This window comes from Micromonospora reichwaldensis (assembly GCF_031845925.1).
In the GTDB taxonomy this organism is placed as follows: domain Bacteria; phylum Actinomycetota; class Actinomycetes; order Mycobacteriales; family Micromonosporaceae; genus Micromonospora; species Micromonospora reichwaldensis.
Window position 1 is genome coordinate 1 of the sequence record NZ_JAVRFL010000038.1, and the last position, 24,973, is coordinate 24,973.

General features: G+C 72.7%; 19 protein-coding genes. 17 read left to right on the plus strand and 2 right to left on the minus strand.

Annotated features, from left to right (window positions below; all coding sequences use genetic code 11):
- Positions 1 to 463: 463 nt before the first annotated feature.
- From RM555_RS25470 to idi, 7 genes are read left to right on the plus strand one after another with little or no spacing between them, the layout of a single operon-like run.
- Entirely contained in the window at positions 464 to 637 is a 174-nt protein-coding gene (locus RM555_RS25470) for a hypothetical protein (RefSeq protein ID WP_311414118.1), read from the plus strand.
- A gap of 54 nt (positions 638 to 691) precedes the next feature.
- Positions 692 to 1,483 (plus strand): thioesterase II family protein, encoded by a 792-nt coding sequence (locus RM555_RS25475; protein ID WP_311414119.1) that lies wholly within the window; start codon positions 692 to 694, stop codon positions 1,481 to 1,483.
- Positions 1,484 to 1,528: 45 nt separating this feature from the next.
- Positions 1,529 to 4,276 carry an AAA family ATPase gene (locus RM555_RS25480; protein ID WP_311414120.1) on the plus strand — a complete coding sequence of 916 codons (2,748 nt, stop codon included), beginning with the start codon at positions 1,529 to 1,531 and terminating at the stop codon, positions 4,274 to 4,276.
- On the plus strand, positions 4,273 to 5,259 hold the full coding sequence (locus tag RM555_RS25485; RefSeq protein ID WP_311414121.1) for an isocyanide synthase family protein: 987 nt from the start codon (positions 4,273 to 4,275) through the stop codon (positions 5,257 to 5,259). The genes RM555_RS25480 and RM555_RS25485 overlap by 4 nt, the downstream gene beginning before the upstream one ends.
- Entirely contained in the window at positions 5,256 to 6,062 is an 807-nt protein-coding gene (locus RM555_RS25490; RefSeq protein ID WP_311414122.1) for a TauD/TfdA dioxygenase family protein, read from the plus strand. The genes RM555_RS25485 and RM555_RS25490 overlap by 4 nt, the downstream gene beginning before the upstream one ends.
- 57 nt (positions 6,063 to 6,119) lie before the next feature.
- Complete coding sequence (locus RM555_RS25495) at positions 6,120 to 7,085, plus strand: UbiA family prenyltransferase (RefSeq protein WP_311414123.1); 966 nt, start codon at positions 6,120 to 6,122, stop codon at positions 7,083 to 7,085.
- A gap of 21 nt (positions 7,086 to 7,106) precedes the next feature.
- Complete coding sequence (gene idi / locus RM555_RS25500) at positions 7,107 to 7,691, plus strand: isopentenyl-diphosphate Delta-isomerase (protein WP_311414124.1); 585 nt, start codon at positions 7,107 to 7,109, stop codon at positions 7,689 to 7,691.
- An 81-nt stretch (positions 7,692 to 7,772) separates the two neighbouring features.
- On the opposite strand, the gene RM555_RS25505 is transcribed toward idi, so the two are convergent.
- Positions 7,773 to 8,963 carry a sensor histidine kinase gene (locus tag RM555_RS25505; RefSeq protein WP_311414125.1) on the minus strand — a complete coding sequence of 397 codons (1,191 nt, stop codon included), beginning with the start codon at positions 8,961 to 8,963 and terminating at the stop codon, positions 7,773 to 7,775.
- A gap of 615 nt (positions 8,964 to 9,578) precedes the next feature.
- Between RM555_RS25505 and RM555_RS25510 the strand changes: the two genes are divergently transcribed.
- The 10 genes from RM555_RS25510 (at position 9,579) to RM555_RS25555 (ending at position 23,633) form a co-directional block, all read left to right on the plus strand.
- Positions 9,579 to 10,601 (plus strand): 3-oxoacyl-ACP synthase III family protein, encoded by a 1,023-nt coding sequence (locus RM555_RS25510; protein ID WP_311414126.1) that lies wholly within the window; start codon positions 9,579 to 9,581, stop codon positions 10,599 to 10,601.
- Between the two features lie 76 nt (positions 10,602 to 10,677).
- Positions 10,678 to 11,691: a hypothetical protein gene (locus tag RM555_RS25515; protein WP_311414127.1), complete on the plus strand. Its 1,014-nt coding sequence runs from the start codon at positions 10,678 to 10,680 to the stop codon at positions 11,689 to 11,691.
- Positions 11,678 to 14,002, plus strand: coding sequence for a heavy metal translocating P-type ATPase (locus RM555_RS25520; RefSeq protein ID WP_311414128.1), 2,325 nt, complete (start codon positions 11,678 to 11,680; stop codon positions 14,000 to 14,002). Before RM555_RS25515 ends, RM555_RS25520 begins: the two co-directional genes overlap by 14 nt.
- A 45-nt stretch (positions 14,003 to 14,047) precedes the next feature.
- Positions 14,048 to 14,893, plus strand: coding sequence for an alpha/beta fold hydrolase (locus tag RM555_RS25525; RefSeq protein WP_311414129.1), 846 nt, complete (start codon positions 14,048 to 14,050; stop codon positions 14,891 to 14,893).
- A gap of 105 nt (positions 14,894 to 14,998) precedes the next feature.
- On the plus strand, positions 14,999 to 15,871 hold the full coding sequence (gene scoE / locus RM555_RS25530) for a (3R)-3-[(carboxymethyl)amino]fatty acid oxygenase/decarboxylase (protein ID WP_132240686.1): 873 nt from the start codon (positions 14,999 to 15,001) through the stop codon (positions 15,869 to 15,871).
- Between the two features lie 93 nt (positions 15,872 to 15,964).
- Complete coding sequence (locus tag RM555_RS25535; protein WP_311414130.1) at positions 15,965 to 16,201, plus strand: phosphopantetheine-binding protein; 237 nt, start codon at positions 15,965 to 15,967, stop codon at positions 16,199 to 16,201.
- Positions 16,194 to 20,024: an amino acid adenylation domain-containing protein gene (locus tag RM555_RS25540; RefSeq protein WP_311414131.1), complete on the plus strand. Its 3,831-nt coding sequence runs from the start codon at positions 16,194 to 16,196 to the stop codon at positions 20,022 to 20,024. Before RM555_RS25535 ends, RM555_RS25540 begins: the two co-directional genes overlap by 8 nt.
- A complete protein-coding gene (locus RM555_RS25545) occupies positions 20,021 to 21,502 on the plus strand; it encodes an MFS transporter (RefSeq protein WP_311414132.1) in 1,482 nt (493 codons plus the stop codon). Before RM555_RS25540 ends, RM555_RS25545 begins: the two co-directional genes overlap by 4 nt.
- Positions 21,499 to 22,527: an ABC transporter substrate-binding protein gene (locus RM555_RS25550; RefSeq protein WP_311414133.1), complete on the plus strand. Its 1,029-nt coding sequence runs from the start codon at positions 21,499 to 21,501 to the stop codon at positions 22,525 to 22,527. Before RM555_RS25545 ends, RM555_RS25550 begins: the two co-directional genes overlap by 4 nt.
- A gap of 5 nt (positions 22,528 to 22,532) precedes the next feature.
- Complete coding sequence (locus RM555_RS25555; RefSeq protein WP_311414134.1) at positions 22,533 to 23,633, plus strand: FecCD family ABC transporter permease; 1,101 nt, start codon at positions 22,533 to 22,535, stop codon at positions 23,631 to 23,633.
- A gap of 14 nt (positions 23,634 to 23,647) precedes the next feature.
- Here the strand turns inward: RM555_RS25555 and RM555_RS25560 are convergent, their stop codons facing one another.
- Complete coding sequence (locus RM555_RS25560) at positions 23,648 to 24,856, minus strand: RNA-guided endonuclease InsQ/TnpB family protein (RefSeq protein ID WP_311414135.1); 1,209 nt, start codon at positions 24,854 to 24,856, stop codon at positions 23,648 to 23,650.
- Positions 24,857 to 24,973 lie beyond the last annotated feature (117 nt).

Consider the following 24,973-nt stretch of genomic DNA (forward strand, 5'->3'; position numbering starts at 1 on the left):
GGTGCATGGTGGGTGTCATTGGGTTGGCAGTGTGGAGTTGCTGGTCAGGCATTGTCGGGTGGTGGTGGGGCATGAGTCCGTCATCCGGGTCTGATGAACGGCGCACACACGGTGCGGGAACGGCGCCGGTGAGCTGCCGAAGGTTGCTCCCACGGCCGGTGGGGAGCAATTCCCTCCGGCCCGCTCCCCGGCCGGCCCACCGCCCGTGGCCCCTGTCGCGCAAGGGCTTCCCGGGTCGGGGGTCCACCCTGGACACCGCGCCCGCGGCGCCCGGACGGCCGGGCCGGGTATTGACAAAAGTCACCGGGCCTGCCACGTGTGACGGGTATGAGCGATTCACGAATGCGTTGTGACGAACCTTCGCGCAGACGGTGAACGCAGACCTTGTTGAAACACGTGCCCGTCCAGCAGGTTTAGATGGCGTTCCGCACCACCGGGCCAAGCTGTGCGAGAGGGGACTCCCATGTCTGTCAATGCGACCGAGATTCTCAATGCCTTCTTCTTCGATGGTGCCGACGCTCCGGCGGACGGTGACCTGCGCATCGACGTCGTGGACAGCTGGACCACCAGCGACCTGGCGGCGGTCCGGCCGACCACCATCAGCTGGAGCGAGGCCCGGGTGGACGCGGCCCGCTGACGGAACCGGGGCGACCGCCACCGGCGACCACGAGCTGAATCGCGGGGGAACGAGATGACGGACACCGACCTGTGGGTGCGACGGTTCCACCCGGCGGACGAGGCGGCGACCAGGTTGCTGTGCCTGCCGCACGCCGGCGGCTCGGCGAGCTACTTCGCCCGGGTGGCCAGGACGCTCGCTCCCGAGGTCGACGTGCTCGCCGTCCAGTACCCCGGTCGGCAGGACCGGTTGCGGGAGCCGGGCCTCACCTCGGTCCACGAGATCGCGGACCAACTGGTGACGGTGCTGCTGCCGCTGGTCGACCGGCCGATCACCGTCTTCGGCCACAGCCTCGGCGCGACCATCGGCTACGAGGTCGCGCTGAGGCTGCGGCGGGCGGGCGTCGGCCCGACCGCGCTGTTCGTCTCCGGCAGGCGGGCTCCGCACCTGCGCAAGGAGGAGCGGACCCACCTGCGGGACGACGCCGGCCTGATCGCCGAGGTACGCGCCCTGGCGGGCACCGACAGCGCGCTGCTGAAGGACGAGGACGTGCTGCGGATGGTCCTGCCGGCCATCCGCTCGGACTACACCGCGGCCGAGACCTACGAATACCGGCCCGGGCCACGCCTGGACTGCCCGATCGTCGCGCACATCGGCGACAGCGACCCGCGGGTGACGGTCGACGAGGCGAAGGCGTGGCGGGAACACACCGACGCGGGGTTCGAGTTCGTCGTCCACCCGGGCGGTCACTTCTATCTCAACGACAACATGTCCGCGGTGCTGCGCAGCATCAGGGCGCACACCCGGTCGCTCAGCTCGGCCTCGCGCGGCGCCGCCACGGTCGCCCACGCCGAACAACCGGGGTGAGTCGCCGGTCGACCCGAGCCTCAGGAGTGTCCGGAGGTGACCCACATGGCACTGATCGAGAGAGAACACCTGCTGTCCGACCTCGTCGAGACGTACGCGACGGCTGCCGCGGGCCAGGGCCGGGTCGCGCTGGTCGACGGCGGCGTCGCCAGCGGGAAGACCCGACTGGTGAACGCCGTGACCGAGGTGGCCGTCGGCGAGGGCGCGCTGGTGCTGACCGCGGCCTGTTCGGTCGCGGAGAGCATGATCCCCCTGGGGGTGGTGGGACAGCTGTTCCACAGCCTCCGGGCCCAGACCACCTCGACCGGCCACCTGCCGCTGCTGCGGCGCGACACCGGGCCGGCGGGGAACCCGGACGCCCCCACCCTGCGGCACGGTGACGCGCAACTGCTGGAGGACGTCTGCCAGGTCCTTCTCGACGTGGCCGCCGACCGGCCCCTGGTGGTGGTCGTCGACGACGTCCAGTTCGCGGACTCCCTGTCGTTGCAGGCGCTGCTGTACCTGCAACGGCGCATCCGTTTCGCGCGGGTGCTGCTCGTACTGAGCGGATGCGTGGGCGCGCGGCCCGAGGCGGCGGCGTTCCGTGCGGAGCTCACGCGGCAGCCGCACTGCCGTCACCTGCGGCTGCTCCCGCTGTCGCCCGACGGCGTCGGGCGACTGCTCGCCGAGCGGATCCGGCCGGAGGCCGCCCGGCGGCTCGCCGCGTCGGCGCACGCCGTCAGCGGCGGCAACCCGATGCTCGTACACGCGCTGCTCGACGACGCCCTCACCGGCGCCGACGGGGACGTCGCGCCGACGGTGGGCGCGTCGTTCGTCCAGGCCGCGCTCGCCTGCCTGCACCGCAGCGACCCCCGGCTGCTCGACGTCGCCCGCGCTCTCGCGGTCGTCGGCCCGTCCGCGTCCCCCGGGCTCGTCACCGGGCTGGCGGGCCTCTGCACGGCGACCACCCGGCAGGTGCTCGGCGCGCTCGCCGAGGCGGGCCTCACCGAGGGGCACGCCTACCACCACCCGGCGGTACGCGCGGCGGTGCTCGACGACTGCCCGCCGCAGACGCAGTCGGCACTGCGGTCGCGGGCCGCGCTCCTGCTCCACGAGGACGGCGCGTCCGCCGCCGAGGTGGCCGCGCACCTCGTGGGCGTCGGCGGGCCGGCCGGATCCTGGGCCGTGCCGGTGCTGGTCGCGGCGGCCGGGGAGGCCGTCGCCGGCGGCGCCGCACGGCACGCCGTGGACTGCCTGGAACTGGCGCTGCGATCCACCGAGGACGACCGCGAGCGGGCCGCCGTGGAGGCGGCCCTCGTCCGGGTGCACTGGCGCAGCGACCCCGAGGCGGTTCCGCGGCACCTGTCGTCGCTGGCGGCGGCGGGTCGCGCCGGCCTCCTCGACGAGGCCGACACGCTGCTGCTCGCCCGGTCGCTCGCCTGGCAGGGCAGGCACGACGAGGCGGTGGAGGCGCTCGACGGGGTGGGCGACCTCACCACGCACCCGGACCCCGACCTCGGCACCGACCACCTCGCCACCCGCGAGTGGCTGCGGCACTGCCGCCCGCATGGCGGCGACGATCCGGGCGACCCCGGGCCGGGCGCGGCGGTCGACCGCGCCGAGGAGGTGCTGCAACGCGCCCGCCCCGGTGACTCCCTCCTGGTGTCGGTGTGGCACGCGCTGCGGGTGCTGATCGGCGCCGACCAGCTCGACCGTGCCGCCGACTGGTGCGAGAAGCTGGCGGAGGAGGCCGAGTCGCACGGGATCACGAGCTGGCGTGCCGTCCTGACCGACGTACGGGCCGCCGTCGCCCTCTGCCGCGGCGACCTCGCCGCCGCCGAGCGGCACGCGCGCGACGCGCTGGCCGCGATGCCGCCCGCCGCCTGGGGCGTCGCCGTCGGCTCGCCGCTCGCGCACCTGGTCCTGGCCTGCACGATGACCGGGCAGCTCGCCCAGGCCGAGGCGGCCCTGCGGGAGCCGACGCCGGCCGCGATGCGCCAGAGCCTGTTCTGGCCGCAGTACCTGCGGGCCCGGGGCGTCTACTACGACGCCGTGGACCGGCGGCACGCCGCGCTCGCGGACTTCCAGACCGCCGGCCAGCTCGCCGTCGGCTGGGGCGCCGACGATCCGTCCGCGCTGCCGTGGCGGGTCGACCTCGCCCGGCTGTACGTGCGGATGGGCCGCCCCGACCAGGCCCGGAAGCTGGTCACCGAACACCTGGCGCTGCCGGGTGGCGACGCTCCGCGCGCCAAGGGCATGGGGCTGCGGGCGTTGGCGGCGGCGTACGCGCCGAAGCAACGGCAGGTGATGCTGCGCGAGGCGATGGACCTGCTGCACGCCAGCGGCGACCGGCACGAGCTGGCGCACGTCTTCGCGGACCTGAGCCAGACCGGGCACGCCCTCGGCGAGTTCGGGCGCGCCAAGATGATGGGCGCGCACGCCCTCCAGCTCGCCGAGGGCTGCCACGCCGAGCTGCTGCGGCGCAAGCTCAAGCCGTCCGACGACACCCTCGAAACCGGGGTGGCCGGCGCGAAGGACGGGCTCGCCACGCTGACCGACGCCGAGCGCCGAGTCGTGAACCTGGCCGCCCGCGGGCACACCAACCGCGAGATCGGCGACCGGCTGTTCATCACCGTCAGCACCGTCGAGCAGCACCTGACGCGGGCCTACCGGAAGTTGAAGATCAGCACGCGTACGGAGCTGGTGCACATCGACCCGCCGAAGGGCGCGCGCGGCGCGCGGCGCCGGCGCGTCGCCCCGGTCGGCCCGCCCTCGGGCGACAAGGAAACCACGATGCGATCGGACACGACATGACCGTTGCCGAGGACGAACAGGTCGGGAGCCGGGAGCGCACGCTCGCCCGGCAGATACTCGACCTTGTCTTCCGCTTCCGCCGTCTCGAGCACGCCGACGACCCGTGCGGGGCGCAGCCGTGCGACGAATGCTTCGCGATCCACGAGGAACGGGTGGGCCGGTACGTACGCAGCGGTGAGCCGCTGCACTTCGTGCTGCCGGCGTTCCCCGCGAAGTCCCGCAACCCGGAGAAGGTGGTCGGTACGCTGCCCGACCTCGGTGAGCGGATCTCCGTGGAGTTCCTCCAGTCCTTCTGCGAGCAGGTCAGCCACTACCACCCGGCGGGCGCGCGGATCCTCATCTGCTCCGACGGCCACGTCTTCTCCGACCTGCTCGGCATCCCCGACGAGGACGTGACCGCGTACCGCACGGAACTGCAACGCATCATCGACCAGACCGGCGCGTCCTCGGTCTCGATGTACTCGCTCGACGACGCGTTCGGGGCGATGTCCTACGACGAGATGCGCGGGCGGCTCCTCGCCGGGTACGCCACGCCGCTGGCGGACATCCGCGCCGAGGTGCTGACCGACCTGGGCGCCCGGTCGCTGTTCAACGGCATGCACCGGTTCATGCTCGAGGACCAGGGCCCGCTGCACCCCCACCTGAGCCGGACCAAGCTGCGCGAGCACTGCAAGGAGTTCGCGTACCAGATGATCCGGCGCAGCCGCGCCTGGGGAGACCTGGTCGGCACGAAGTTCCCCGACTCGCTGCGGCTGTCGATCCACCCGCAGCCCCGGCACGCCGAGAAGATCGGGCTGCACCTGATCCGGACCAGGGACAGCTGGCTGACGCCGTGGCACGGCGTCGTCCTCGACGACGGCGTCAACCTGACGCTGGTCAAGCGCAGCCAGGCCGAGCGGGACCGGGCCTCGCTGGTCTGGCGCAACGGCCGGCCGAGCCACTACGTCAACCCCCACTTCCGGCAGGAGGAGATCGCCTCATGACCACGGCAGACGAGCTGCGGGTGCAGCGGACGCCGCTGGCACCGTTCGGCACGCTGGTGACGGCGGAGCACGACGGCGCCGACCTGCGCGACATCGCGCCCGCGACGCTGGAGCGCTGGACGATCGAGTCCAAGGTGGTCGTGCTGCGCGGCTTCCCCCTGCTCGACACCGAGGACCTCGTCGCCTACTGCGAAACCTGGGGCGAGGTGCTGACCTGGGACTTCGGCGCCGTCCTGGACCTGGTGGTCCAGGAGGACCCGAAGAACTACCTGTTCAGCCGTACGGACGTGCCCTTCCACTGGGACGGCGCGTTCGCGCGGGCCGCGCCGCGGTTCTTCCTCTTCCAGTGCCTCGAGGCGCCGGTGCCCGGCGGCGGCGGCGAGACGGTGTTCTCCGACAGCACCGACGTGATCCGGCGCGCCTCGCCCGAACTGGTGCGCGAGTGGGCGGCGACGGAGGTCAGCTACCGCACGGAGAAGCTCGGCTACTACGGCGGCGAGACCGTGTCGCCGCTGCTCACCACGCACTCGGAGACCGGCGAGACGATCATGCGGTACGGCGAGCCGCTCGACCCGGAGCGCTACCGCAACCCGGTGTGGGTGACCATCGGCGGCAGGTCGGCGGAGGAGGCCGAGCCGTTCATGGCCGACCTGCGCGAGCGGCTGCACCACCCGGACGTCTGCTACCACCACGAGTGGGTCGACGGCGACATCGTGGTCGTCGACAACCAGGCGCTGCTGCACGGTCGCAACGCCTTCCGCGGCAACTCCTCCCGGCACCTCCAACGGATCCAGATCCTCTGACCCCGGTCAGGGCCCCGCGGGTGCCACCGAAGGTCCTCAACCCCGAAGGAAGACACCATGACCGTCGAAGAGGCGCGCGCGGGCGCGTCCACACCGGCGCCAGCCACCGCGCGGCGCCCGATCTACCACTCCATCCGCATCCGCCGGGTCGAGTTCCTGCCCGTGATGCTGGCCATCTACGCGATCCCGTCGCTGCTGTCGGTCGACGACCTGAGCACCCTGGCCTCGGTCCACTTCGCGCTGGTGATCGTGATGGCGCTGTCCATCATGCACTTCATCGACATGACCAACGCGTACGCCGACCGCGACGTCGACGCCGTGTACAAGACGTGGCTGTCCCAGGCGGTGTACGGGCTGGGGCTGCGCAACGTGCGGTGGCAGATCGCCGCCACGGGCGCGGGTGTGCTGGCCCTCGCGACCTACTTCACCTTCCAGACCGGGCACTGGGACATCCTGCCCCTGGTCGCGTTCACCCTCTGGATCGGCGCCCAGTACTCCATCCCGCCGGTCCACCTGAAGAGCTCCGGCGTGGGGCAGATCCCCGGCCTCGCCGCCGTGCTGATCTGGCTGCCGATGCTCGTCGTCGTCCGGTCGGTGCCCGGTGAGCTGTCGTGGCCGCTGCTGGCCGTGATCATCGGCTTCGGGCTGAACCAGGTCGGCATCGTCATGGTCAACACGGCCGAGGACTGGCCGGAGGACGCCGCGTTCAACATCCGCACGTGCGTACGCGCGCTGGGCCTGTCCCGCGCGATGGCCGTCGCGAGCGGGCTGATCGCGGTCGGCGGCTCGACGGTCTGCGTGTCGGTGCTCGCCATCGGCGGGTTCACCTGGGGTGCGGTGCCGATGATCGCCGCCATCGCGTTCGCGCTGGTGCACGTGTCGGGCACCTGGCGCGGCGTGCGCGGCAAGCCCCTCACGGACGCGCTGGCGTTCCTGCGGCCCCGGGCGAAGCTGGTGCCGTTGCAGGTGGCGAGCACCGGCTGGGGAACCGTGATCGCCGCCGCCTTCGCACAGGCGAGCTGAGTCCCGGTGGGGAGGGACACCATGGCGCAGGTCGTGCTGCTCGACGAGGAGGGACGGCCGGTGGGCGCCACCGAGGGCGCGACGGTGCACCACCTGCGTACGCCGTTGCACCTGGCGTTCTCCTGTTACGTCTTCACCAGCGACGGCAAGCTTCTGCTCACCATGCGCAGCGACCGGACGCGCACCTGGCCGGGGATCTGGACGAACTCGTGCTACGGGCACCCCGTGCCGGGGGAGCCGGTCCCCGCGGCGGTGACCCGCACCGTACGCGCCGAGCTCGGCCTGGCCGCGCCCGCGCCGGAGCTGGTCCTGCCCGCCTTCCGGTACCGCGCCACGATGGACAACGGCGTGGCGGAGAACGCCGTGTCCCCGGTCTTCCGGGTGGTGACCGACGACCGCCCCACCCCCGACCCGGCCGCCATCGGCGACTTCGAGTGGGTCGCCTGGGCGGACTTCGTGTACGCGGTGGGCACCGGCGACATCTCCGTGTCGCCGTGGTGTCGCCTCCAGGTCGCCGAACTCGTCACCCTCGGCGACGACCCGACGCGGTGGCCCACGGCCGACGAGTGTCTCCTGCCCGGCGGGACGCTGACGGCCACCGGCTGAGCGGCGCGCGGCGGACCGTGCCCACCGGCGGGGTGGGCGCGGTCCGTCGTCCGTTGCGGCGGGTGCGGCTGTCGGGCCCGGTCACGACCCGGCCCGGACGCTGGCCTGTACGGTGAACGTGCCGTCCCCCCGCCAGGTGCGCAGGGTGCCGCCCGCGTCCCGCAGCCGGTCGGCCAGCCCCGGCAGCCCGCTGCCGTCGAGGTCCGGCGCCCCGTCGCCAACCCCGTCGTTGACCACCGTCAGCCGCGCCCCGGACGCCTCGCCGGCGATCTCGATCGTGCACCACCGCGCCTCGCCGTGCCGCAGCACGTGGGCGCCGGCCTCACGCAGCACGGACACCAGCGGCCCGGTGAGCGCGGGCGGCAGGTCGCGCTCCGGTTGCGTCACGGAGCACCGCACGCCGGCGTTGCGCAGCACCCGTGCCACCGTCTGCGCCTGCTCGCGCAGGCCGACGCTGCGGTAGCCGTGCACGGCCTCGCGCATCCGGGCCGACGCGGCCGCCGCGAGCGCCCGCATCTCGGCCGTCTCCTTCCTGGTCCGCTCCCCGTCGACCATTGCCAGCCGCGACGCCAGCTCCGCCTTGAGGACGAGCGCCGACAGCTCGTTCGCGAGCAGGGCGTAGACGTCCCGGGCGCACCGCAGTCGCTCCTCGGCCGCCGCCAGGCGGGCCAGGGCGTCGTGCCCCTCCCGGGCCTGCGCCCGGAACGTCCAGAACCACAGGTGCAGCACGTTCCACGTCGCCACCGTCAGCCCGAGCACCACCGTGACGGTGACCGCGTCGCGCACGGGACCGCCGAGCCACCAGGCCGTCGCCGCGGCCACCAGCACCGTCCCGGCCATCAGGGTCACCGCACACCGGACCGGCAGCAGCAGCGGCGCGGCCCCGACGAGCGCGGCCCCCACGAACGCCCAGGCCCGCCCCGGGGCGCCGCCGACCGGCCCGACGAGCGGGACGGACAGCACGGCGGCCGTGGCGCAGCCGGCGACCAGCCACCGGCCGGTCGTCGTCGCTCGCCACGGCATGACCGACCGGTGCAGCGCCGCGGCCAGCGCCAGGACCAGGAGCAGCGACCCCGCCGCGCCGAGCACGATCCCGCGCGGGTCGGGCTCGCGACGCAGCTCCAGGGCGGCGAGCAGTACGCACGCCGCCACCCCGCTCGCGGCGCCCGCCAGGATGCACAGCCTCGCCCGCCGCATGCCCGGGGTGGACAGGGCGTCAGCCGGCGCGGCGGGGGTCCCCGTCAGGCCGGTGGGCCGGCTCCCGGTGACCATCAACGCCACGGCTCCCGGCAGACGTGGCGCGTGCCGGGCCCCGGCACGCGCGGACGCGCCGGCCCGGGCAGCGGCGCGCTCGGTGTCGTCGCCTGCCGGATCACGGTCACCACGGAATGCATGGTATCGGTTACGGTCGGTTCGTGCCGACGCGGATCCGTCCCTGCCGTCGAGTCCCGGGGCCGCCACCCGCCGGGCTCGCCCGTGCGGTGGGTGGTCTCGAGGAGCTGCGCTGTCATCGGAGGGCCTCCGTCCGGTCCTGGTCGCGTGGGCGCCAGCGGGCGCCGGTCCGCCCCGCGGGTCGCCGGCCGAGCCGCGGGCGTCGCCACGCGCTCGGTCGTGCCGTCAGCATGGCGGCGGGGACGCGCCGGATCCCATCCCCGCGTGTCACGTACGACCCGGGAGAACTGCACGGGTGAACCGTGCGTCGGGGTGTCGTCAGCGGGTTCCCGGGCGGCCCGGAAATTGCGCGTTCCATCGCCCTGAAATTGTTACCGCCATCGCTCGGTAATTTGCGCTTCGAGTCGTGTAGACGGATGGCGAACGTGATTGCGGCCGATGGTTCGACTCGGCTAATTTGCAGACACGAAATGCCTCTCCTCTCTGGAGGCTGCTGTGTCCTCATCCGTCGGAATTCTGGGCACCGGATCCTGGGTGCCCACGCGAGCATTGCCGAACGAGGAAATCGCGCGTCGCGTACCGGGCGCCAGCCCGGAATGGATCGTACGCAAGACCGCCATTCGTTCGCGCCGTTTCGCGGCGGCGGAGGAGGCCACGTCGGACCTGGCCGTGCGGGCCGCGTCCCGCGCCCTGCGGGACGCGGGCATCGGCGCCGACCGCGTCGACTACCTCATCGTGTCGACGTCGACCCCGGACCACCCGCAGCCGCCGACGGCCTGCCTCGTGCAGGACCGTCTCGGCGCGTACGGGGCCGCGTGCTTCGACGTCAACGCGGTGTGCGCGGGATTCGTGCACGCCCTGGTGCTGGCGCAGTCACTGGTGGCGGACCGGCCCGGCACCCACGCGCTCGTGGTCGGCGCCGACGTGTACTCGCGCATCCTGGATTTCGACGACCGGCGCACGGCCGTGCTGTTCGGCGACGGCGCCGGCGCGGCCGTCGTGGGGACGACGGCACCGGGGCGCGGTGTCGTCGAGTACGAGCTGGCCAGCCGGGGCGACGCCAGCGGCCTGATCGGGGTGGCGGCGGGCGGCAGCAGGCTGCCGGCGTCCGCGACGACGGTGGCGGACGGCGGTCACTTCTTCCGCATGCACGGCCGTGGCGTCACCGGGCTCGTCCTCCAGGACGTCCCGCCGTTCGTGGACAAGCTGCTGGCCAGGGCGGGCGTCGGCGCGGCGGACGTCGCGCACGTGGTGCCGCACCAGCCCAACGGCCTGCTCCTCGACGAGCTGGTACGCGCGTGCGGGCTGACCGCCGCGCACACGCACCGCACGGTGGAGGAGTACGCGAACGTCGGCAGCGCCTCGGTGCCGCTGACCCTCGACCACGCCAACCGGGCCGGGCTGCTCCGCGACGGCGATCTCGTCCTCCTGCTGGCGTTCGGCGGGGGGATGTCGCTCGGGGCGTGCCTGCTGCGGTGGGGCCGGACACCCGGCCCGGACCCCGGTGGGGACCGGTGAGCCCACCGGCCGACCACCGCACCCCCGAAACCCTGCCCGCTTCCACGCCAACCCTGTCGAAACAGGACGGTTATTCATGAAGACCTTGACGAAGCTCGGCGCGTTCGCGCTCGCCCTGGTGTTGGTGCTGGGGAGCGCCTACACCGTCGGCCGCGTGGTCGGGCCGCCGCCGACCGCCGCACCCGCAGCCGCACCCGCCGCCAAGCCGGCCGCCGTGGCCGAGGAGTCCTCGTACGGCCTGACCATCAACCACGAGAGCATGAACCTGAAGGTGATCACGGACAACGTCCGGGCGGGCACGAAGCAGACCTTCGCCTTCCAGATCCTGCAGCACGACGGCACGCCGCTGGTGAAGTACAAGCCGCAGCACGAGAAGCTGATGCACCTGATCGTGGCGCGGCGCGACCTGACGAACTTCCAGCACGTCCACCCGAACCTCGGCTCGGACGGCGTGTGGCGGGTGCCGCTGACCTTCGCGGCGGCGGGCGAGTACCGCGTCTTCGCCGACTACATGCCGCTGTGGGGCATCCACGGCGAGACGCTCGGGGCGGACGTGTCGGTGTCGGGCGACTACCGGCCGGAGGCGCTGCCCGCGCCGTCGACCACCTCGACGGTCGACGGCTACACGGTGACCCTCGGCGGCGAGCTGACGCCCGGCAAGAGCGGCAAGCTGACGCTCAGCGTCGCGAAGGACGGCAAGCCGGTCACCGACCTGGAGCCGTACCTCGGCGCCTTCGGGCACCTGGTCGCGCTGCGCGACGGCGACATGGCGTACCTGCACGTCCACCCCGACGGCACGCCGGGCGACGGGCAGACCGCGCCCGGTCCGGACGTCCTGTTCCACGCCACCGCGCCGAGCTTCGGCGACTACCGGCTGTTCCTGGACTTCCAGCACCAGGGCGTCGTGCGCACGGCGTCGTTCACCCTGCGCGTGAAGGGCCCCAACCCGCCGCCGCACGGCCTGAGCGAGGAGGCCTTCGCGGCGGCCAAGGCCCGCAACGAGGAGGCCGTACGCAACGGCGGAGCCGCTGTCCCGGCCGACACGACCGGCGGCGGCACGGAGGGGGGCACCGAGCATGGCCACGGCTGAGAACCACCTGGAACTGCTGATCGGTGGCATGACGTGCGCGGCCTGCGCCGCGCGCATCGAGAAGCGCCTCAACGACATCGACGGGGTGGAGGCGACCGTCAACTACGCCACCGAGAAGGCGAAGGTGCTCCTCGCGCCCCAGGTCTCGCGGGAGACGGTGATCGCCGCCGTCGAGGAGATCGGCTTCACGGCCCGGCCGGTGCTGCCGGCCGCGGCGCCGGCGGCGGACGTCCCGGATCCGGCGGCCGCGGAGGAGGCCGAGCACGACCGTGAGCTGCGGGCGGCCCGCCACCGCCTCTGGGTCGTCGCCGTGCTGGCGGTGCCGGTCATCGCGATGTCGATGTTCTCCCAGCTCCAGTTCGAGTACTGGCAGTGGGCCTGCCTCACGTTGAGCGCGCCGGTCGTGGTGTGGGGGGCGTGGCCGTTCCACCGGGCCGCCTTCGCCAACCTCCGGCACGCCGCCGCCTCGATGGACACGCTGGTCTCGGTGGGCACGCTCGCCGCGTTCGTGTGGTCGCTGTACACGCTGTTCCTCGGCACCGCCGGCGTGCCCGGCATGCGGCACCCGTTCCGGATCACCCTGGAGCGGACGCCCGGCGAGGGCAACATGTACCTGGAGGTCGCCGCGGGCGTCACCCTCTTCATCCTCTGCGGCCGGTACTTCGAGGCCCGCGCGAAGCGCCGCTCCGGCGCCGCGCTGCGCGCGCTGCTGTCGCTGGGCGCCAAGGACGTGACGGTGCTGCGTGACGGCGCCGAGGCGATCGTGCCGATCTCGGCGCTCGCCGTCGGCGACCGGTTCCTCGTGCGGCCGGGCGAGAAGGTGGCGACCGACGGCGTCGTGGAGGAGGGCTCCTCGGCGGTCGACGCGAGCATGCTGACCGGCGAGTCCGTGCCCGTCGAGGTGGGACCGGGTGACGAGGTCGTCGGCGCGACGGTGAACGCCGGCGGGCGGCTCGTCGTCCGCGCCACGAAGGTGGGCGGCGAGACGCAGCTCGCGCAGATGGCCAGGCTCGTCGAGGACGCGCAGACCGGCAAGGCCGCCGTCCAGCGGCTCGCGGACCAGGTGTCGGCGGTGTTCGTGCCCGGGGTGATCGCGCTGTCGCTCGCCACGCTGGGCTACTGGCTCGGCTCCGGCCAGCCGGCGGCGGCCGCGTTCACCGCCGCCGTGGCCGTACTGATCATCGCCTGCCCGTGCGCGCTGGGACTGGCGACGCCGACCGCGCTGCTGGTCGGCACCGGCCGGGGCGCCCAGCTCGGCATCCTCATCAAGGGACCGCAGGTGTTGGAGTCCACGCGGACCGTCGACACCGTCGTGCTCGACAAGACCGGCACGGTGACCACCGGCGAGATGTCCGTCGTGGAGGTCGTGCCCGTCGACGGGGAGGACGACGTCCAGCTGCTGCGGCTCGCCGGCGCACTGGAGAGCGCGTCGGAGCACCCCATCGCCCGGGCCGTCGTCGCGGGAGCCAGGGACCGGTGCGGCGAACTGCCCCCGGTCGCGGACTTCGCCAGCGAGGCCGGCGTCGGCGTGCGCGGCACCGTCGACGGGCACGAGGTCGTCGTCGGCCGGGCGTCGCTGCTGGGCGCGTGGGCGACCGACCTGCCCCCGGAGTTGGTCGCCGCCAAGGCGACGGCCGACGCGGCGGGCCGTACGTCGGTCATGGTCGGCTGGGACGGCGCCCTGCGGGGGATGCTCGTCGTGTCCGACCGGGTGAAGTCCACCAGCGCGGCGGCGGTGGCGCAGTTCAAGCGGCTCGGGCTGCACCCGATCCTGCTGACCGGCGACAACGCCGCGGTGGCGGCGGCGATCGCGGCGGAGGTGGGGATCGACGACGTGGTCGCCGAGGTCCTCCCCGCCGGGAAGGTCGATCTGGTCAAGCGGCTCCAGGCCGACGGCAAGGTCGTCGCGATGGTCGGCGACGGCGTCAACGACGCCGCCGCCCTCGCGCAGGCCGACCTGGGCATCGCGATGGGCACCGGCAGCGACGTGGCGATCGAGTCCGGCGACCTGACGGTGGTCCGCGGCGACCTGCGGGTGGTCGCGGACGCCATCCGGCTGTCGCGGCGCACCCTCGGCACGATCAAGGGCAACCTGTTCTGGGCCTTCGCGTACAACGTCGCGGCCATCCCGCTCGCGGCGAGCGGACTGCTCAATCCGATGCTGGCGGGTCTGATCATGGCCGGCAGTTCGGTGTTCGTGGTGTCGAACAGCCTGCGGCTGCGGCGGTTCAAGGCGCTCGCCGGCAACGAACTCCCGGACCGCGCCGACACGGCCGAGGCGTCGCGCGCCCCGATGGTCACCGCCTCCTGACGCGTCGAGCGCGCACGTCCGCACGGAAAGAAACGGAGCCGCACCATGGCCGAGCCGAGCCGGCTCGCGGAGGATCCTCAGCTCCTGCTGCTGCACGCGGCCGGTCTCGGCCGGGCGAGCTGGGACGCCGTCGTCGAACGCATCCCGGGCTTCGCCCGGACCCTCGCGATCGACCTGCCCGGTCACGGCAGCGTGCCGGGGCTCGCGTACGACCGGGACGTCGTGCCGAGGCTTGCCGAGTACGTCGCGGAGCGGATCGCCGCGCTGGGGCTGCGCAGGCCGCACGTGGTCGGGCACTCGCTCGGCGGGGTGATCGCGCTCGAACTGGCGCGTCGGGTGCCCGTCGCGGCGGTGACCGCCCTGTGCAGCATCGGGTTCCGGGCGGTCTGCCACGCCTCGATGTGCGTGGTGCGGACCCACGCGATCCTGAGGATGACCGCCGCGGTGGGGCCGAGGACGCGGGGGCGGCTGCTCAACCGGGGGGTGGTCCGCAGGATGGTCATGGGCAGCGTGTCGGCCCGGCCCGCCGCCCTCCGGCCGGACGTGGCCGCCGCCGACGTGAACTCGATGATCACCAGCGACCTGTCCGCCCTGACCCGGTACGCGGGTCTCTACTCGTTCCGCGCCGACGCCACCGACACGACGCCGGTGAACCTCGTGTGGGCCGACCAGGACCGCGTGGTCCCGTTACGCGACGCGCTGCGGGCCCGGCGGGTGCTCCCGAGGGCGCAGCACTACGTCATCCCCGGCAGCGGTCACTTCGTCGTACGCGACGACCCGCACAGCGCCGCTGCCGTCATCCACGCCTGTCACGCCCAGGTGCTGCGGGAGAGGCAGGCCGAGACTCGCAGAGGAGTTCGCGGAAATGTGAACCCACAGCGCGGTAATTGAGCAGGCAATTCGGCCCCGCACATCTGTCGGGGCGGGAACTGTTGACCGACCGGACGCGACTACTGAGGTACGCGGAGCCCGGGACCACCGCTCAGAGGAGTGCGAATGAAAATCACCCCGCAGGCTGGAAAGAAGTTCGGCGTGATCGTGGAGGGTTTCGACGCGGAAACCGCCTCGCCGGAGGACATCGTCGAGCTGAAGAAGGCCATCTACTCGAACAAGATCGTCGTGCTGAAGAACCAGGACCTGTCGCCGCGGCAGTTCCTGGCGCTCGGCCAGCGGCTGGGCCGGGTCGCGGAGTACTACGAGCCGGTCTACCACCACCCCGAGGTGAAGGAGGTGTTCGTCTCCTCCAACGTCAAGGAGGAGGACGGCCGCCAGATCGGGGTGCCGAAGACCGGCAAGTTCTGGCACTCGGACTACCAGTTCATGCCGCGTCCGTTCGACATCACCATGATCTACCCGCAGGTCGTGCCGTCGAAGAACCGGGGCACCTACTTCATCAACCTGGCGACCGCCTACGAGCAGCTCTCCGAGGAGCTGAAGCTGGCCGTCAAGGACAAGACGGCGACGCACAGCGTGCTGCGGTACTTCAAGATCCGGCCGACCGACGTCTACCGGCCGATCTCGGAGATCATCGACGAGGTCAACGCGAAGACCCCGCCGGTGACGAGCCCGCTCGCGTTCCCGCACCCGCACACGGACGAGACCCTGCTCTACCTGAGCGAGGGCTTCACGCTGTCGGTGCAGGACGCGGACGGCAACGACCGGCCGGAACTGCTGGCCGAGCTGCTCACGGCCACCGGCCAGCTCGACCGCACCTACGAGCACGAGAACATCCACCTCCAGACGTTCGAGAAGGGCGACATGCTCCTCTGGGACAACCAGAGCCTGGTCCACCGGGCGCTGCACACCGCGACGCCGGAGCCGGCCGTGTCCTACCGCGTCACCGTCTACGACGACGTGGACGCCGCCTAGTCCCGCACGGACGTTCGATCCGCGGTGGGATCCGACGGCGTCGACCGTCGGATCCCACCGGTGTCCACATCGCACGAGGTCGAGAGGCATGACGTGGCAGGTCAGTTGACGGCGGCGAGGATCAGGGCGGACGTCGCCGAGATGCTCCACCGTCGCCCGGACGAGAGTTTCGACGCGGAGGATCTGTTCGACTCCGGCCTGGACTCGGTGCGGCTGATGACGCTCATCGAGCGGTGGCGCGACGCCGGCGCCGAGGTCAGCTTCGTCGATCTGGCCGAGCGGCCGACGGTGGAGCACTGGGTGAAGCTGCTGGTGGGCGGCGATGGCTGAGCCGTTGCCGCTGGGCGCCGCCCAGGAGGGCATCTGGACCGGTCAGCAGTTCGACCCGGACAGCCCCGCCTTCAACACCGCCGAGTACGTGGAGATCCGCGGCCCGGTCGACGTGCGGCTGCTGGAGGCGGCCGTGCGCGGGGCCGTCGGCGAGGCCGAGGCGCTGAACGTGGTGTTCGAGGAGGACGCCGACGGGCGCCCGTGGCAACGCCCCCGCGACGACGGGTCGTGGCCGCTGCACACCATCGACACCAGCGCCGAGGCGGACCCGCTCGCCGCCGCGACGGCCTGGATGCGCGCGGACCTCGACACCCCCGTCGACCTGCGCAAGGACCCGCTGTTCCGGCAGGCGTTCCTCCGGCTCGGCCCGGACCACCTCCTGTGGTACCAGCGGGTGCACCACATCGCCCTGGACGGGTACGGGCTGTCCCTGGTCGCCCGCCGGGTCGCCGAGCTCTACACCGCCCTCGTCGAGGGGCGTGAACCCCCGCCCCGGACGTTCGGGTCGCTGGCCGCCGTGGTCGACGAGGACCGGGCCTACGCCGACTCGGACAGGTACGCCGCCGCCCGCGAGCACTGGACGTCCCGGGCGCAGGGCAGGCCGGCGCCGGTGGTGCTCGCCCGCCGCACCGGGAAGCTGGCGCGGACGGTGCTGCGCGCCACCGCGGACCTCGACGCCGCCGGCATCGACGCGTTGAAGGCGGTCGCCAAGGCCACCGGAACCACCTGGAGCGAGACCGTCATCGCGGCCTTCGCGGCGTACCTGCACCGGATGACCGGCGCGGACGAGCTGACGCTCGCGCTGCCGGTCATGTCGCGGCTCGGTTCGGTGTCGCTGCGGGTGCCGTGCATGGTCACCAACGTCGTGCCGCTGTGGGTCCGCGTCGAGCCCACCGCCACGCTGGCGGGCCTCACCGCGCAGGTCGCGGCGGAGCTGCGGGCCGGGCGCCCGCACCTGCGCTACCGCTACGAGCAACTGCGCCGGGACCTGCGGATGGTCGCCAGCGAGCGCAAGCTGTTCGGCCCGTCGGTCAACATCATGCCGTTCGACTACGGCCTGCGCTTCGCCGGGCACCGGGGCGTCGTGCACAACGTCAGCGCCGGGCTCGTCGAGGACCTGGTGGTCCACGTGTACGACCGGGCGGACGGCAGCGGGCTGCGGATCGTCCTCGACGCCAACCCGAACTGCTACGACGACGAGGAGCTCACCGGTCACCTGACCCGGTTCCTGGCCTTCCTGCGCCGCGTGACCGATGCCGCCGACACTCCGGTCGCCGACGTCGACCTGCTCCTCGACGGCGAGCGCCGGCTCCTTCTCGAGGAGTGGAACGACACGGCCCGGCCCCTGCCGGCGGTGACCGTACCCGCGCTGTTCGCGGCACAGGCCGCCGCGACGCCGGACCGTACGGCGCTGGTGGCCGGCGACGCCACGCTGACCTTCGCCGAACTCGACCGCCGCGCCGACCGCCTCGCCCACCTGCTCGTCGCTAGGGGGGCGGGCCCCGACCGGCACGTGGGGCTCCTGCTGCCCCGCACCTCCGAGGCGATCGTGGCGCTGCTCGCCGTGCTCAAGGCCGGCGCCGCGTACGTGCCCGTCGACCCGGACCTGCCCGCCCGGCGGGTCGCGGCGATGCTCGCCGACAGCGCACCCGTCGTGCTGCTCGCCACCGGGGCGCTGTGGGCCGGGCACCGGCAGTCGGAGGTCCCGGTCCTGCTCGTGGACGCCCCCGCGACCGTCGCGGAGCTGGCCGGGGCGCCCGACGCGCCCGTACCGGACACCGGCCTCGCGCCGGAGCACGCGGCCTGCCTCATCTACACGTCCGGCTCCACCGGCGTGCCGAAGGGCGTCGTGGTCGAACACCGTGGCCTGGTCAACCTCTTCCACCACCACCGCGACACGATGATCCGGCCGGCCGCCGCCGGCCGGGTGTGCCGGGCCGCGCTGTCCGCGTCGCTGTCGTTCGACACGTCGTGGGAGGGCCTGTTGTGGCTGCTCGACGGCCACGAGCTGCACTTCGTCGACGACGACCGGCGTCGGGACCCCGCCGCGATGCTCGACTACGTCGACCGGCACCAGATCGACTTCATGGACATCACCCCCACGTACGCCGAGGAGCTGGTGGCGAACGGGTTCCTCGACGCCGGCCGGCACCGGCCCGCCGTGCTCGCGCTCGGCGGCGAGGCCACCGGCCCGGCGCTCTGGACGGCCCTGCGCGACGCCGGCACGACCGTCTACAACCTGTACGGCCCCACCGAGTGCACGGTCGACACCCTCTGGTGCCGGCTCTCCGAGAGCGCCGAGCCGATCGTGGGCAGGCCGCTGACCAACACCAGGGCGTACGTGCTGGACCCGGCGCGCGGGCTCGTTCCGCCGGGCACGGTGGGCGAGCTGTACTTCGCCGGGGCGCCGGTCGCCCGCGGCTACCACGACCGTCCGGAGCAGACCGCGGAGCGGTTCGTGACGGATCCCTTCGGGCTCCCGGGCAGCCGGATGTACCGCACCGGCGACCTCGCCCGCTGGCGGCGCGACGGCACCCTGGAGTTCCTCGGCCGCGCGGACGACCAGGTCAAGATCCGGGGCTTCCGCATCGAGCCGGGGGAGATCGAGGCGGTCCTGCTGGCCCACCCCGCGGTCGCCCAGGCGGCGGTGGTGCCCCGCGAGGACGCGCCCGGTCAGGTGCGGCTCGTCGGCTACGTCGTGCCGGTGGGCGACGCCGCGCCGGAGCCCGCCGCGCTGCGGCAGTTCGTGGCGGAGCGGCTGCCCGACTACATGGTGCCGCCCGCGTTCGTCGCGCTGGAGGCGATCCCGCGTACCACGAACGGCAAGCTCGACCGCGCGGCGCTGCCCGCGCCGGACCTGGCCGCGACGGTCGGCGGCCGCGCGCCCCGCGACCACCGTGAGGCGGTGCTGTGCGGTCTCTTCGCCGACCTGCTCGGCCTGCCGGAGGTCGGCATCGACGACGACTTCTTCTCGCTCGGCGGGCACTCCCTGCTCGTCGCCCGGCTGATGGGTCGGGTACGCGCCGAGTTCGGCGTGGAGATCAGCATCCGGACGGTGTTCGAGGCGCCGACCGTCGCGAAGCTCGCGCCGGCGCTCGCCACGGATACCGGCGGCGGCTCGACGGAGGTGCTGCTCCCGCTGCGGACGCGGGGGAGCGGGCCGCCGCTGTTCTGCGTCGCGCCGGCGACCGGGCTGGCGTGGTCCTACGCCGCGCTGCTGGCGAGCCTGCCCGACCGCCCGGTGTACGGACTCCAGTCGGTCGCCGCCGCCGGGTGCGCGAGCGTCGCCGACCTGGCCGCCGACCATGTGCGCCGCATCCGTGAGATCCAGCCCGCCGGGCCCTACCACCTGCTCGGCGCCTCGTTCGGCGGCCTGGTGGCCCACGAGATGGCCACGCAGCTCGCGGAGGCCGGCGAGGCGGTGGCCCTGCTCGCGCTGCTCGACTCGTATCCGGTGCCGGCCGCCTGGCGGGAACTGCCGCCGCCCGCCGAGCACGACGCCGCCGCCGCAGTGCTCGGCCAGGCCGTGCTCGGCGGCCTCGACGAGACGCAGCGTCGCCTCGCGTACGACGCCTTCGCGCGCAACTCGCGGCTCGCCGCCGACTGGACGCCCCGGCGCCTCGGCGGCGACGTGCTGGTCATCGAGGCGACCGAGGGCAAGACACCGGACTGGCCCGGCCCGCGGAGCTGGGCGCCACACGTCGACGGGCGCATCGACGTGCACCGGCTGGACTGCACCCACGACGGCATGCTCGCCGCCGGTCCCCTGGCGCGGGTCGGCGCCGTACTCGCACCTGTCGGCGACCTTCGGAGGGCAACATGAGCGAACGGCGTGAGTGGCTCGGACTCGGCGCGGTTCTCGCCGCGACGTTCATGACCCAGGTGGACGGCTTCGTCGTCAACGTGGCCAGCCCGTCCATCCAGCGCGACCTCGACGCGGGCTTCGACCAGATCCAGTTCGTCGGCGCCGCGTACGTGATCGCCTTCGGGGCCCTGATGGTCACCGGCGCGCGGCTCGGCGACCGGATGGGCCACCGCACGGTGTTCCTCTGGGGCGTCGCCGGCTTCACGGTGACCTCGTTGCTGTGCGGCATCGCGCCGGACGCCGACCTGCTCATCGTGGCCCGCTTCCTGCAGGGCGCCACGGCGGCGTTCATGGCACCCCAGGTGCTCGCGATCATCCGGGCCACGATGCAGGACCCGGACCGGCTGGCGAGGGCCATCAGCGTCTACGGCGTGGTCATCGGCCTGGGCGTGATCAGCGGCATCGCGGGCGGCGGTCTCATCGTCGAGGCCGACCTCTTCGGCCTCGGCTGGCGGCCGGCGCTGCTCATCAACGTGCCCGTCGGGATCGCGATCCTGGCGCTGGGCGGGATCCTCCCGCGTACCGTGCCGAAGGCGCCGCACCGCCTCGACCTCGCGGGCGCGGCGCTCACCATCGTGGCGGCCCCCGCCCTGCTCGTGCCCCTGGTCTTCGGGACGGACGGCTCGCCGTGGCTGTGGCTCGGCGTGCCGCTCGCCCTCGTCCTGGCCGTCGTGCTGGTGCGCCAGCAGCGGCGCCTGCACCGCGAGGGCGGCGAGCCGCTGTTCCCGCCGCGGGTCGTCACCGCCCCCGGGATGCGGCTGTCCCTGCTGACGGTGCTGGCGCTGTTCGCCACGAACTCGGGGCTCTTCCTCGTGTTCACCTACTACCTGCAGACGGGGCTGCGCTTCACGCCGCTCACGGCGGCGCTGATGTTCGTACCGCTCGGGATCGGCTTCTCGCTGGGCTCCGCGGCGAGCCGCCGGGTGGCACGCCTGGTCTCGGCGCCGACCCCGGCCGTGGGCTGCGGCCTGCTCGCCGCCGTCCTGCTGGCCAGCGCGGCCGTCGTCCAGGCGCCCGAGTCCGCGCAGGCGCCCATGCTCGTCGCGGTGGTCACGCTGGCCGGCTTCGGACAGGGCCTGGTCGTCTCACCCCTGGTGGCCGGGATCCTCGGCCGGGTCAGGCCCGCCGAGGCGGGCGCGGCGTCCGGCATGGCGACCACCGTGACGCAGTTCGGCCTGGCGCTCGGGGTCGCGGTCGCGGGGGTCTGCTACCGCACCGTGCTCGGCGCGACGCCCGGCGACCCCGACGTGCCCTTCGCCGACCACGCGACGGCCTTCGCGGTCACCGCGCTCCTGCTCGCGGCCTCCGCGATCTGCGCCGGCCTGGTCAGTGTCCGTCTGCACCACCTGCCCAAGCCCGAGGCCGCGGCAGCGGAACCGGAACAGGCGGCGGCGCCGTCGCCCGTCGCCACGTCAACTGCTCGGAGGACCGGATGAAACTCAAGCGACTCCCCCTCGCGGCGGCCGTCGCCGCCCTGCTTCTCACGACGGCCTGCTCGACGGCCAAGAGCGAGGCTGGCCAGTCGAACGACCCGCCGAAGGCGGGCTACCCGGTGACGATCACCAACTGCGGCAAGAAGTACACCTACCAGCAGGCGCCGAGCCGCGTGGTCGTGATGAACGGCGGGTCGGTCGCGGAGGTCTCCGCGCTGCTGGAACTCGGCGTCGCCGACCGGATCGTCGCCAACGCGCAGTCCTACGGCGCCTCCGAGGTCGACGGCCGGGTCGACGCGATCAAGAAGCTGCCGACGGGCAACATCAAGCTCAACGACATGTCGGACATCCCGCGCGAGGCCATGATCGGGCTGACGCCCGACTTCGTGATCTCCACGTACGACGGCGGCTTCCGCGCCGAGGCGGGCTTCGCCACCCGCGACGACCTCGCGGCCGTCGGGGCCAACACGTACGCCCCGAAGAGCTCGTGCGGCGAGGTCGGCACGGTCTCCGGCACGCCGACCGTCGAGGACAGCTACGCGCTGCTGCGCGACCTCGGGGCCATCTTCGGGGTGTCCGAGCGCGCCGAGAAGATCATCGCCGACTCGAAGGCGCGCATCGCGGAGGTCGGGACGAAGACCGCGAGCCTGCCGAAGCAGAAGGTCATGCTGATCATCCCCGGCATGGCGATGGGCGGGGAGTTCAGCTCGGTCGGCGGCAACGGGATCTGGAACGACATCATGGCCAAGTCCGGTGCGGTGAACGCCTTCGAGGGCGCCACCGACCAGATGTTCGCCAACCTCTCCCGCGAGCAGGTCGCCAAGGCCGACGTGGACGTCCTGCTCGTCGTGAACTACATGTCGAAGGATCCGGACGCGGACGCGAAGAAGCTGCTCGCCCAGTTCCCGCAGTGGGACGCGGCGAAGAACAACCGCTACGTCGTGTTGTCCGACTCGATCTACCTCGGCCCCAGCAACCACCTCGCGGTCGCCAAGATCGCGCAGGCCGCGCACCCCGAGGCGTTCTGAGCGCCATGACCACCTTGTCGCGTTCCACGAACGGCCGGGTGTCGGCCGCGCCGAAGGGCCACGCCACCCGGCCGGCCCCCCTGCACGGCGCGCCCCTGCCGCTGTGCCTGCTCGTGCTCGGCGTACTGCTGGTCGTCCTGATCCTCGTCGCGGCGGCCGTCGGCTCGGTGCCGGTCTCCATCGGCGACACCGGCCGGATCGTCTGGGCGCACCTGACCGGGGCGACCCCCGCCGTGGACCCGGCCCACGACCAGATCGTCTGGACCTTCCGGATCCCACGGGTGCTGCTGGCCGCGCTGTGCGGCGCCGGGCTCGCGGTAGCGGGCGTCGTGTTGCAGGCCCTCGTGGCCAACCCGCTCGCCGACCCCTTCATCCTCGGGGTGTCGGCGGGCGGCTCGGTCGGCGCCGTCACCGTGATGGCACTGGGCGCCGGCGCGGCCGGCGGCCTCGGGGTGTCGGGCGCGGCGTTCGTCGGCGCGATGCTGGCGGTGGCGCTGGTCTTCACCCTCGGGCAGCAGCACGGCCGGCTCAACCCGGTCCGGCTCGTGCTCGCGGGGGTCGCGATCAGCTACGTGTTCACCTCGATCACGAGCCTGCTCCAGTTGCAGACGACGCCCAACAACATGCGCCAGATCATGTTCTGGCTGCTCGGCAGCGTCGCGGGCGCCCGCTGGGAGCAACTCCAGGTCGCGGGCGTGGTCGTCCTCGCGGTGACCGTGCTGCTGACCATGTACGCCCGGCAGTTCAACGCGCTCGTCACCGGCGACGAGTCGGCGACCGCCCTCGGGATCGACGTCAAGCGACTGCGGATCGTGTCGATCGTCCTGACGTCGCTGCTCGCGGGCGTGCTCATCGCCGTGGCCGGCGGCATCGGCTTCGTCGGGCTGATGGTGCCCCACCTGGTGCGGCTCGCGTTCGGCGTGGACCACCGCCGGGTGCTGCCCCTCGCGGCCCTCGTCGGCGCGGTCTACCTCGTGGTCGTCGACCTGCTGTGCCGGACGGTCGACCCGCCGAACGAGTTGCCCCTCAACATCCTGACCGCCCTCTTCGGCGCACCGTTCTTCATCTGGCTGATGCGCCGGGATAGGAGCCTGTCCCACTCTTGACTTCCTACCCACGTCTAGAGGCGGGGGATTTCAGCGGTCGCCCGCTGGGTTTCCTGCTTCACCGACGGCCGCCCCGTCCGGACGTTCGTCCGTTGGGGTCTTATACCGCCTCCACAGGCAATCACGGAGAGCCCCTCCGCGAGAATGTTGCGGGCCGCGTTGACGTCGCGGTCGTGGGTCTGCCCGCATCGGCAGGTCCACGACCGCATGTTCAGCGGCATCCGCTGCGCGAGCGCACCGCACACCGAGCACAGTTTGGACGACGGGAACCAGCGGTCCACGACAACGAGGTTGCGGCCGTGCCAGTCGGCCTTGTATTCGAGCAGGGTGCGGAACTGCCGCCAAGCCGCGTCGCTGACGGCGCGAGCCAGGCTGTGGTTTGTGACCATGTTGCGCACGGTCAGGTCCTCGACGACGATCGTTTGGTTCTCACGAACGAGCCGAGTGGTCAACTTGTGCAGATGGTCCCGCCTGCGGTCGGCGATCCGGGCGTGCACGCGGGCGACCTTGAGCCGGGCCTTGGCCCGGTTCGCGGAGCCCTTCTCCTTCTTGGACAGGTTCCGCTGCGCCTTGGCGAGTGCGGCTCGGTCGCGGCGTTCGTGCTTCGGGTTGACGACTTTCTCGCCGGTGGACAGCGTGAGCAGGCTGTCCAGGCCGGCATCGACCCCGACGGCCGGGCTCGGCGCCGGAGCCTGCTCGATCCGGTCGTCGCACAGCAGCGACACGAACCAGCGACCGGCCGCGTCCTGCGACACGGTCACCGTGGACGGCGCCGCGCCCTCGGGAAGCGGCCGGGACCACACGATATCCAGCGGCTCGGCCATCTTCGCCAGCGTCAACTGGCCGTCGCGGTAGCGGAACCCGCTGGTGGTGTACTCCGCCGACCGGCGCGACTTCTTCTTGCTCTTGAAGCTCGGGTACCGGGCGCGCTTGGCGAAGAAGTTCGTGAACGCGACTTGCAGGTGCCGCAGCGTCTGCTGCAACGGCACGGACGACACCTCGTTGAGGAACGCCAGGTCGTCGGTTTTCTTCCACGCGGTCAACATCGCCGACGTGGTGTTGTAGTTGACCCGTTCCTGGCGCAGCGTCCACGCCTCAGTGCGGGCCTGCAATGCCATGTTGTAGACCAGCCGGACACAGCCGAACGTGCGGGCAAGCTCGCAAGCCTGCTCGGAGCTCGGGTAGAAGCGGAACTTGAATGCCCGCTTCACAGCCCTGGCCATGGCTCACAGCCTAGCAAGATAGCCAGTAAGCCTTGCGGTGACTTGCGGGTGGACGCCCATCCTCCTTGGCCGCGGATCGGCCTTTCCTGTCCTGCTCCGCAGGAGTTCCGTTTCCTC

Excerpts from the sequence above, each read along its gene's own strand:
- RM555_RS25525 (WP_311414129.1), top strand. The coding sequence starts at position 14,048 with ATGGCCGAGCCGAGCCGGCTCGCGGAGGATCCTCAGCTCCTGCTGCTG.
- RM555_RS25520 (WP_311414128.1), top strand. The coding sequence starts at position 11,678 with ATGGCCACGGCTGAGAACCACCTGGAACTGCTGATCGGTGGCATGACG.
- RM555_RS25495 (WP_311414123.1), top strand. The coding sequence starts at position 6,120 with ATGACCGTCGAAGAGGCGCGCGCGGGCGCGTCCACACCGGCGCCAGCC.
- RM555_RS25555 (WP_311414134.1), top strand. The coding sequence starts at position 22,533 with ATGACCACCTTGTCGCGTTCCACGAACGGCCGGGTGTCGGCCGCGCCG.
- RM555_RS25490 (WP_311414122.1), top strand. The coding sequence starts at position 5,256 with ATGACCACGGCAGACGAGCTGCGGGTGCAGCGGACGCCGCTGGCACCG.
- RM555_RS25470 (WP_311414118.1), top strand. The coding sequence starts at position 464 with ATGTCTGTCAATGCGACCGAGATTCTCAATGCCTTCTTCTTCGATGGT.
- RM555_RS25485 (WP_311414121.1), top strand. The coding sequence starts at position 4,273 with ATGACCGTTGCCGAGGACGAACAGGTCGGGAGCCGGGAGCGCACGCTC.
- RM555_RS25475 (WP_311414119.1), top strand. The coding sequence starts at position 692 with ATGACGGACACCGACCTGTGGGTGCGACGGTTCCACCCGGCGGACGAG.
- RM555_RS25560 (WP_311414135.1), bottom strand. The coding sequence starts at position 24,856 with ATGGCCAGGGCTGTGAAGCGGGCATTCAAGTTCCGCTTCTACCCGAGC.
- scoE (WP_132240686.1), top strand. The coding sequence starts at position 14,999 with ATGAAAATCACCCCGCAGGCTGGAAAGAAGTTCGGCGTGATCGTGGAG.
- RM555_RS25540 (WP_311414131.1), top strand. The coding sequence starts at position 16,194 with ATGGCTGAGCCGTTGCCGCTGGGCGCCGCCCAGGAGGGCATCTGGACC.
- RM555_RS25545 (WP_311414132.1), top strand. The coding sequence starts at position 20,021 with ATGAGCGAACGGCGTGAGTGGCTCGGACTCGGCGCGGTTCTCGCCGCG.
- idi (WP_311414124.1), top strand. The coding sequence starts at position 7,107 with ATGGCGCAGGTCGTGCTGCTCGACGAGGAGGGACGGCCGGTGGGCGCC.
- RM555_RS25480 (WP_311414120.1), top strand. The coding sequence starts at position 1,529 with ATGGCACTGATCGAGAGAGAACACCTGCTGTCCGACCTCGTCGAGACG.
- RM555_RS25515 (WP_311414127.1), top strand. The coding sequence starts at position 10,678 with ATGAAGACCTTGACGAAGCTCGGCGCGTTCGCGCTCGCCCTGGTGTTG.
- RM555_RS25550 (WP_311414133.1), top strand. The coding sequence starts at position 21,499 with ATGAAACTCAAGCGACTCCCCCTCGCGGCGGCCGTCGCCGCCCTGCTT.
- RM555_RS25505 (WP_311414125.1), bottom strand. The coding sequence starts at position 8,963 with ATGGTCACCGGGAGCCGGCCCACCGGCCTGACGGGGACCCCCGCCGCG.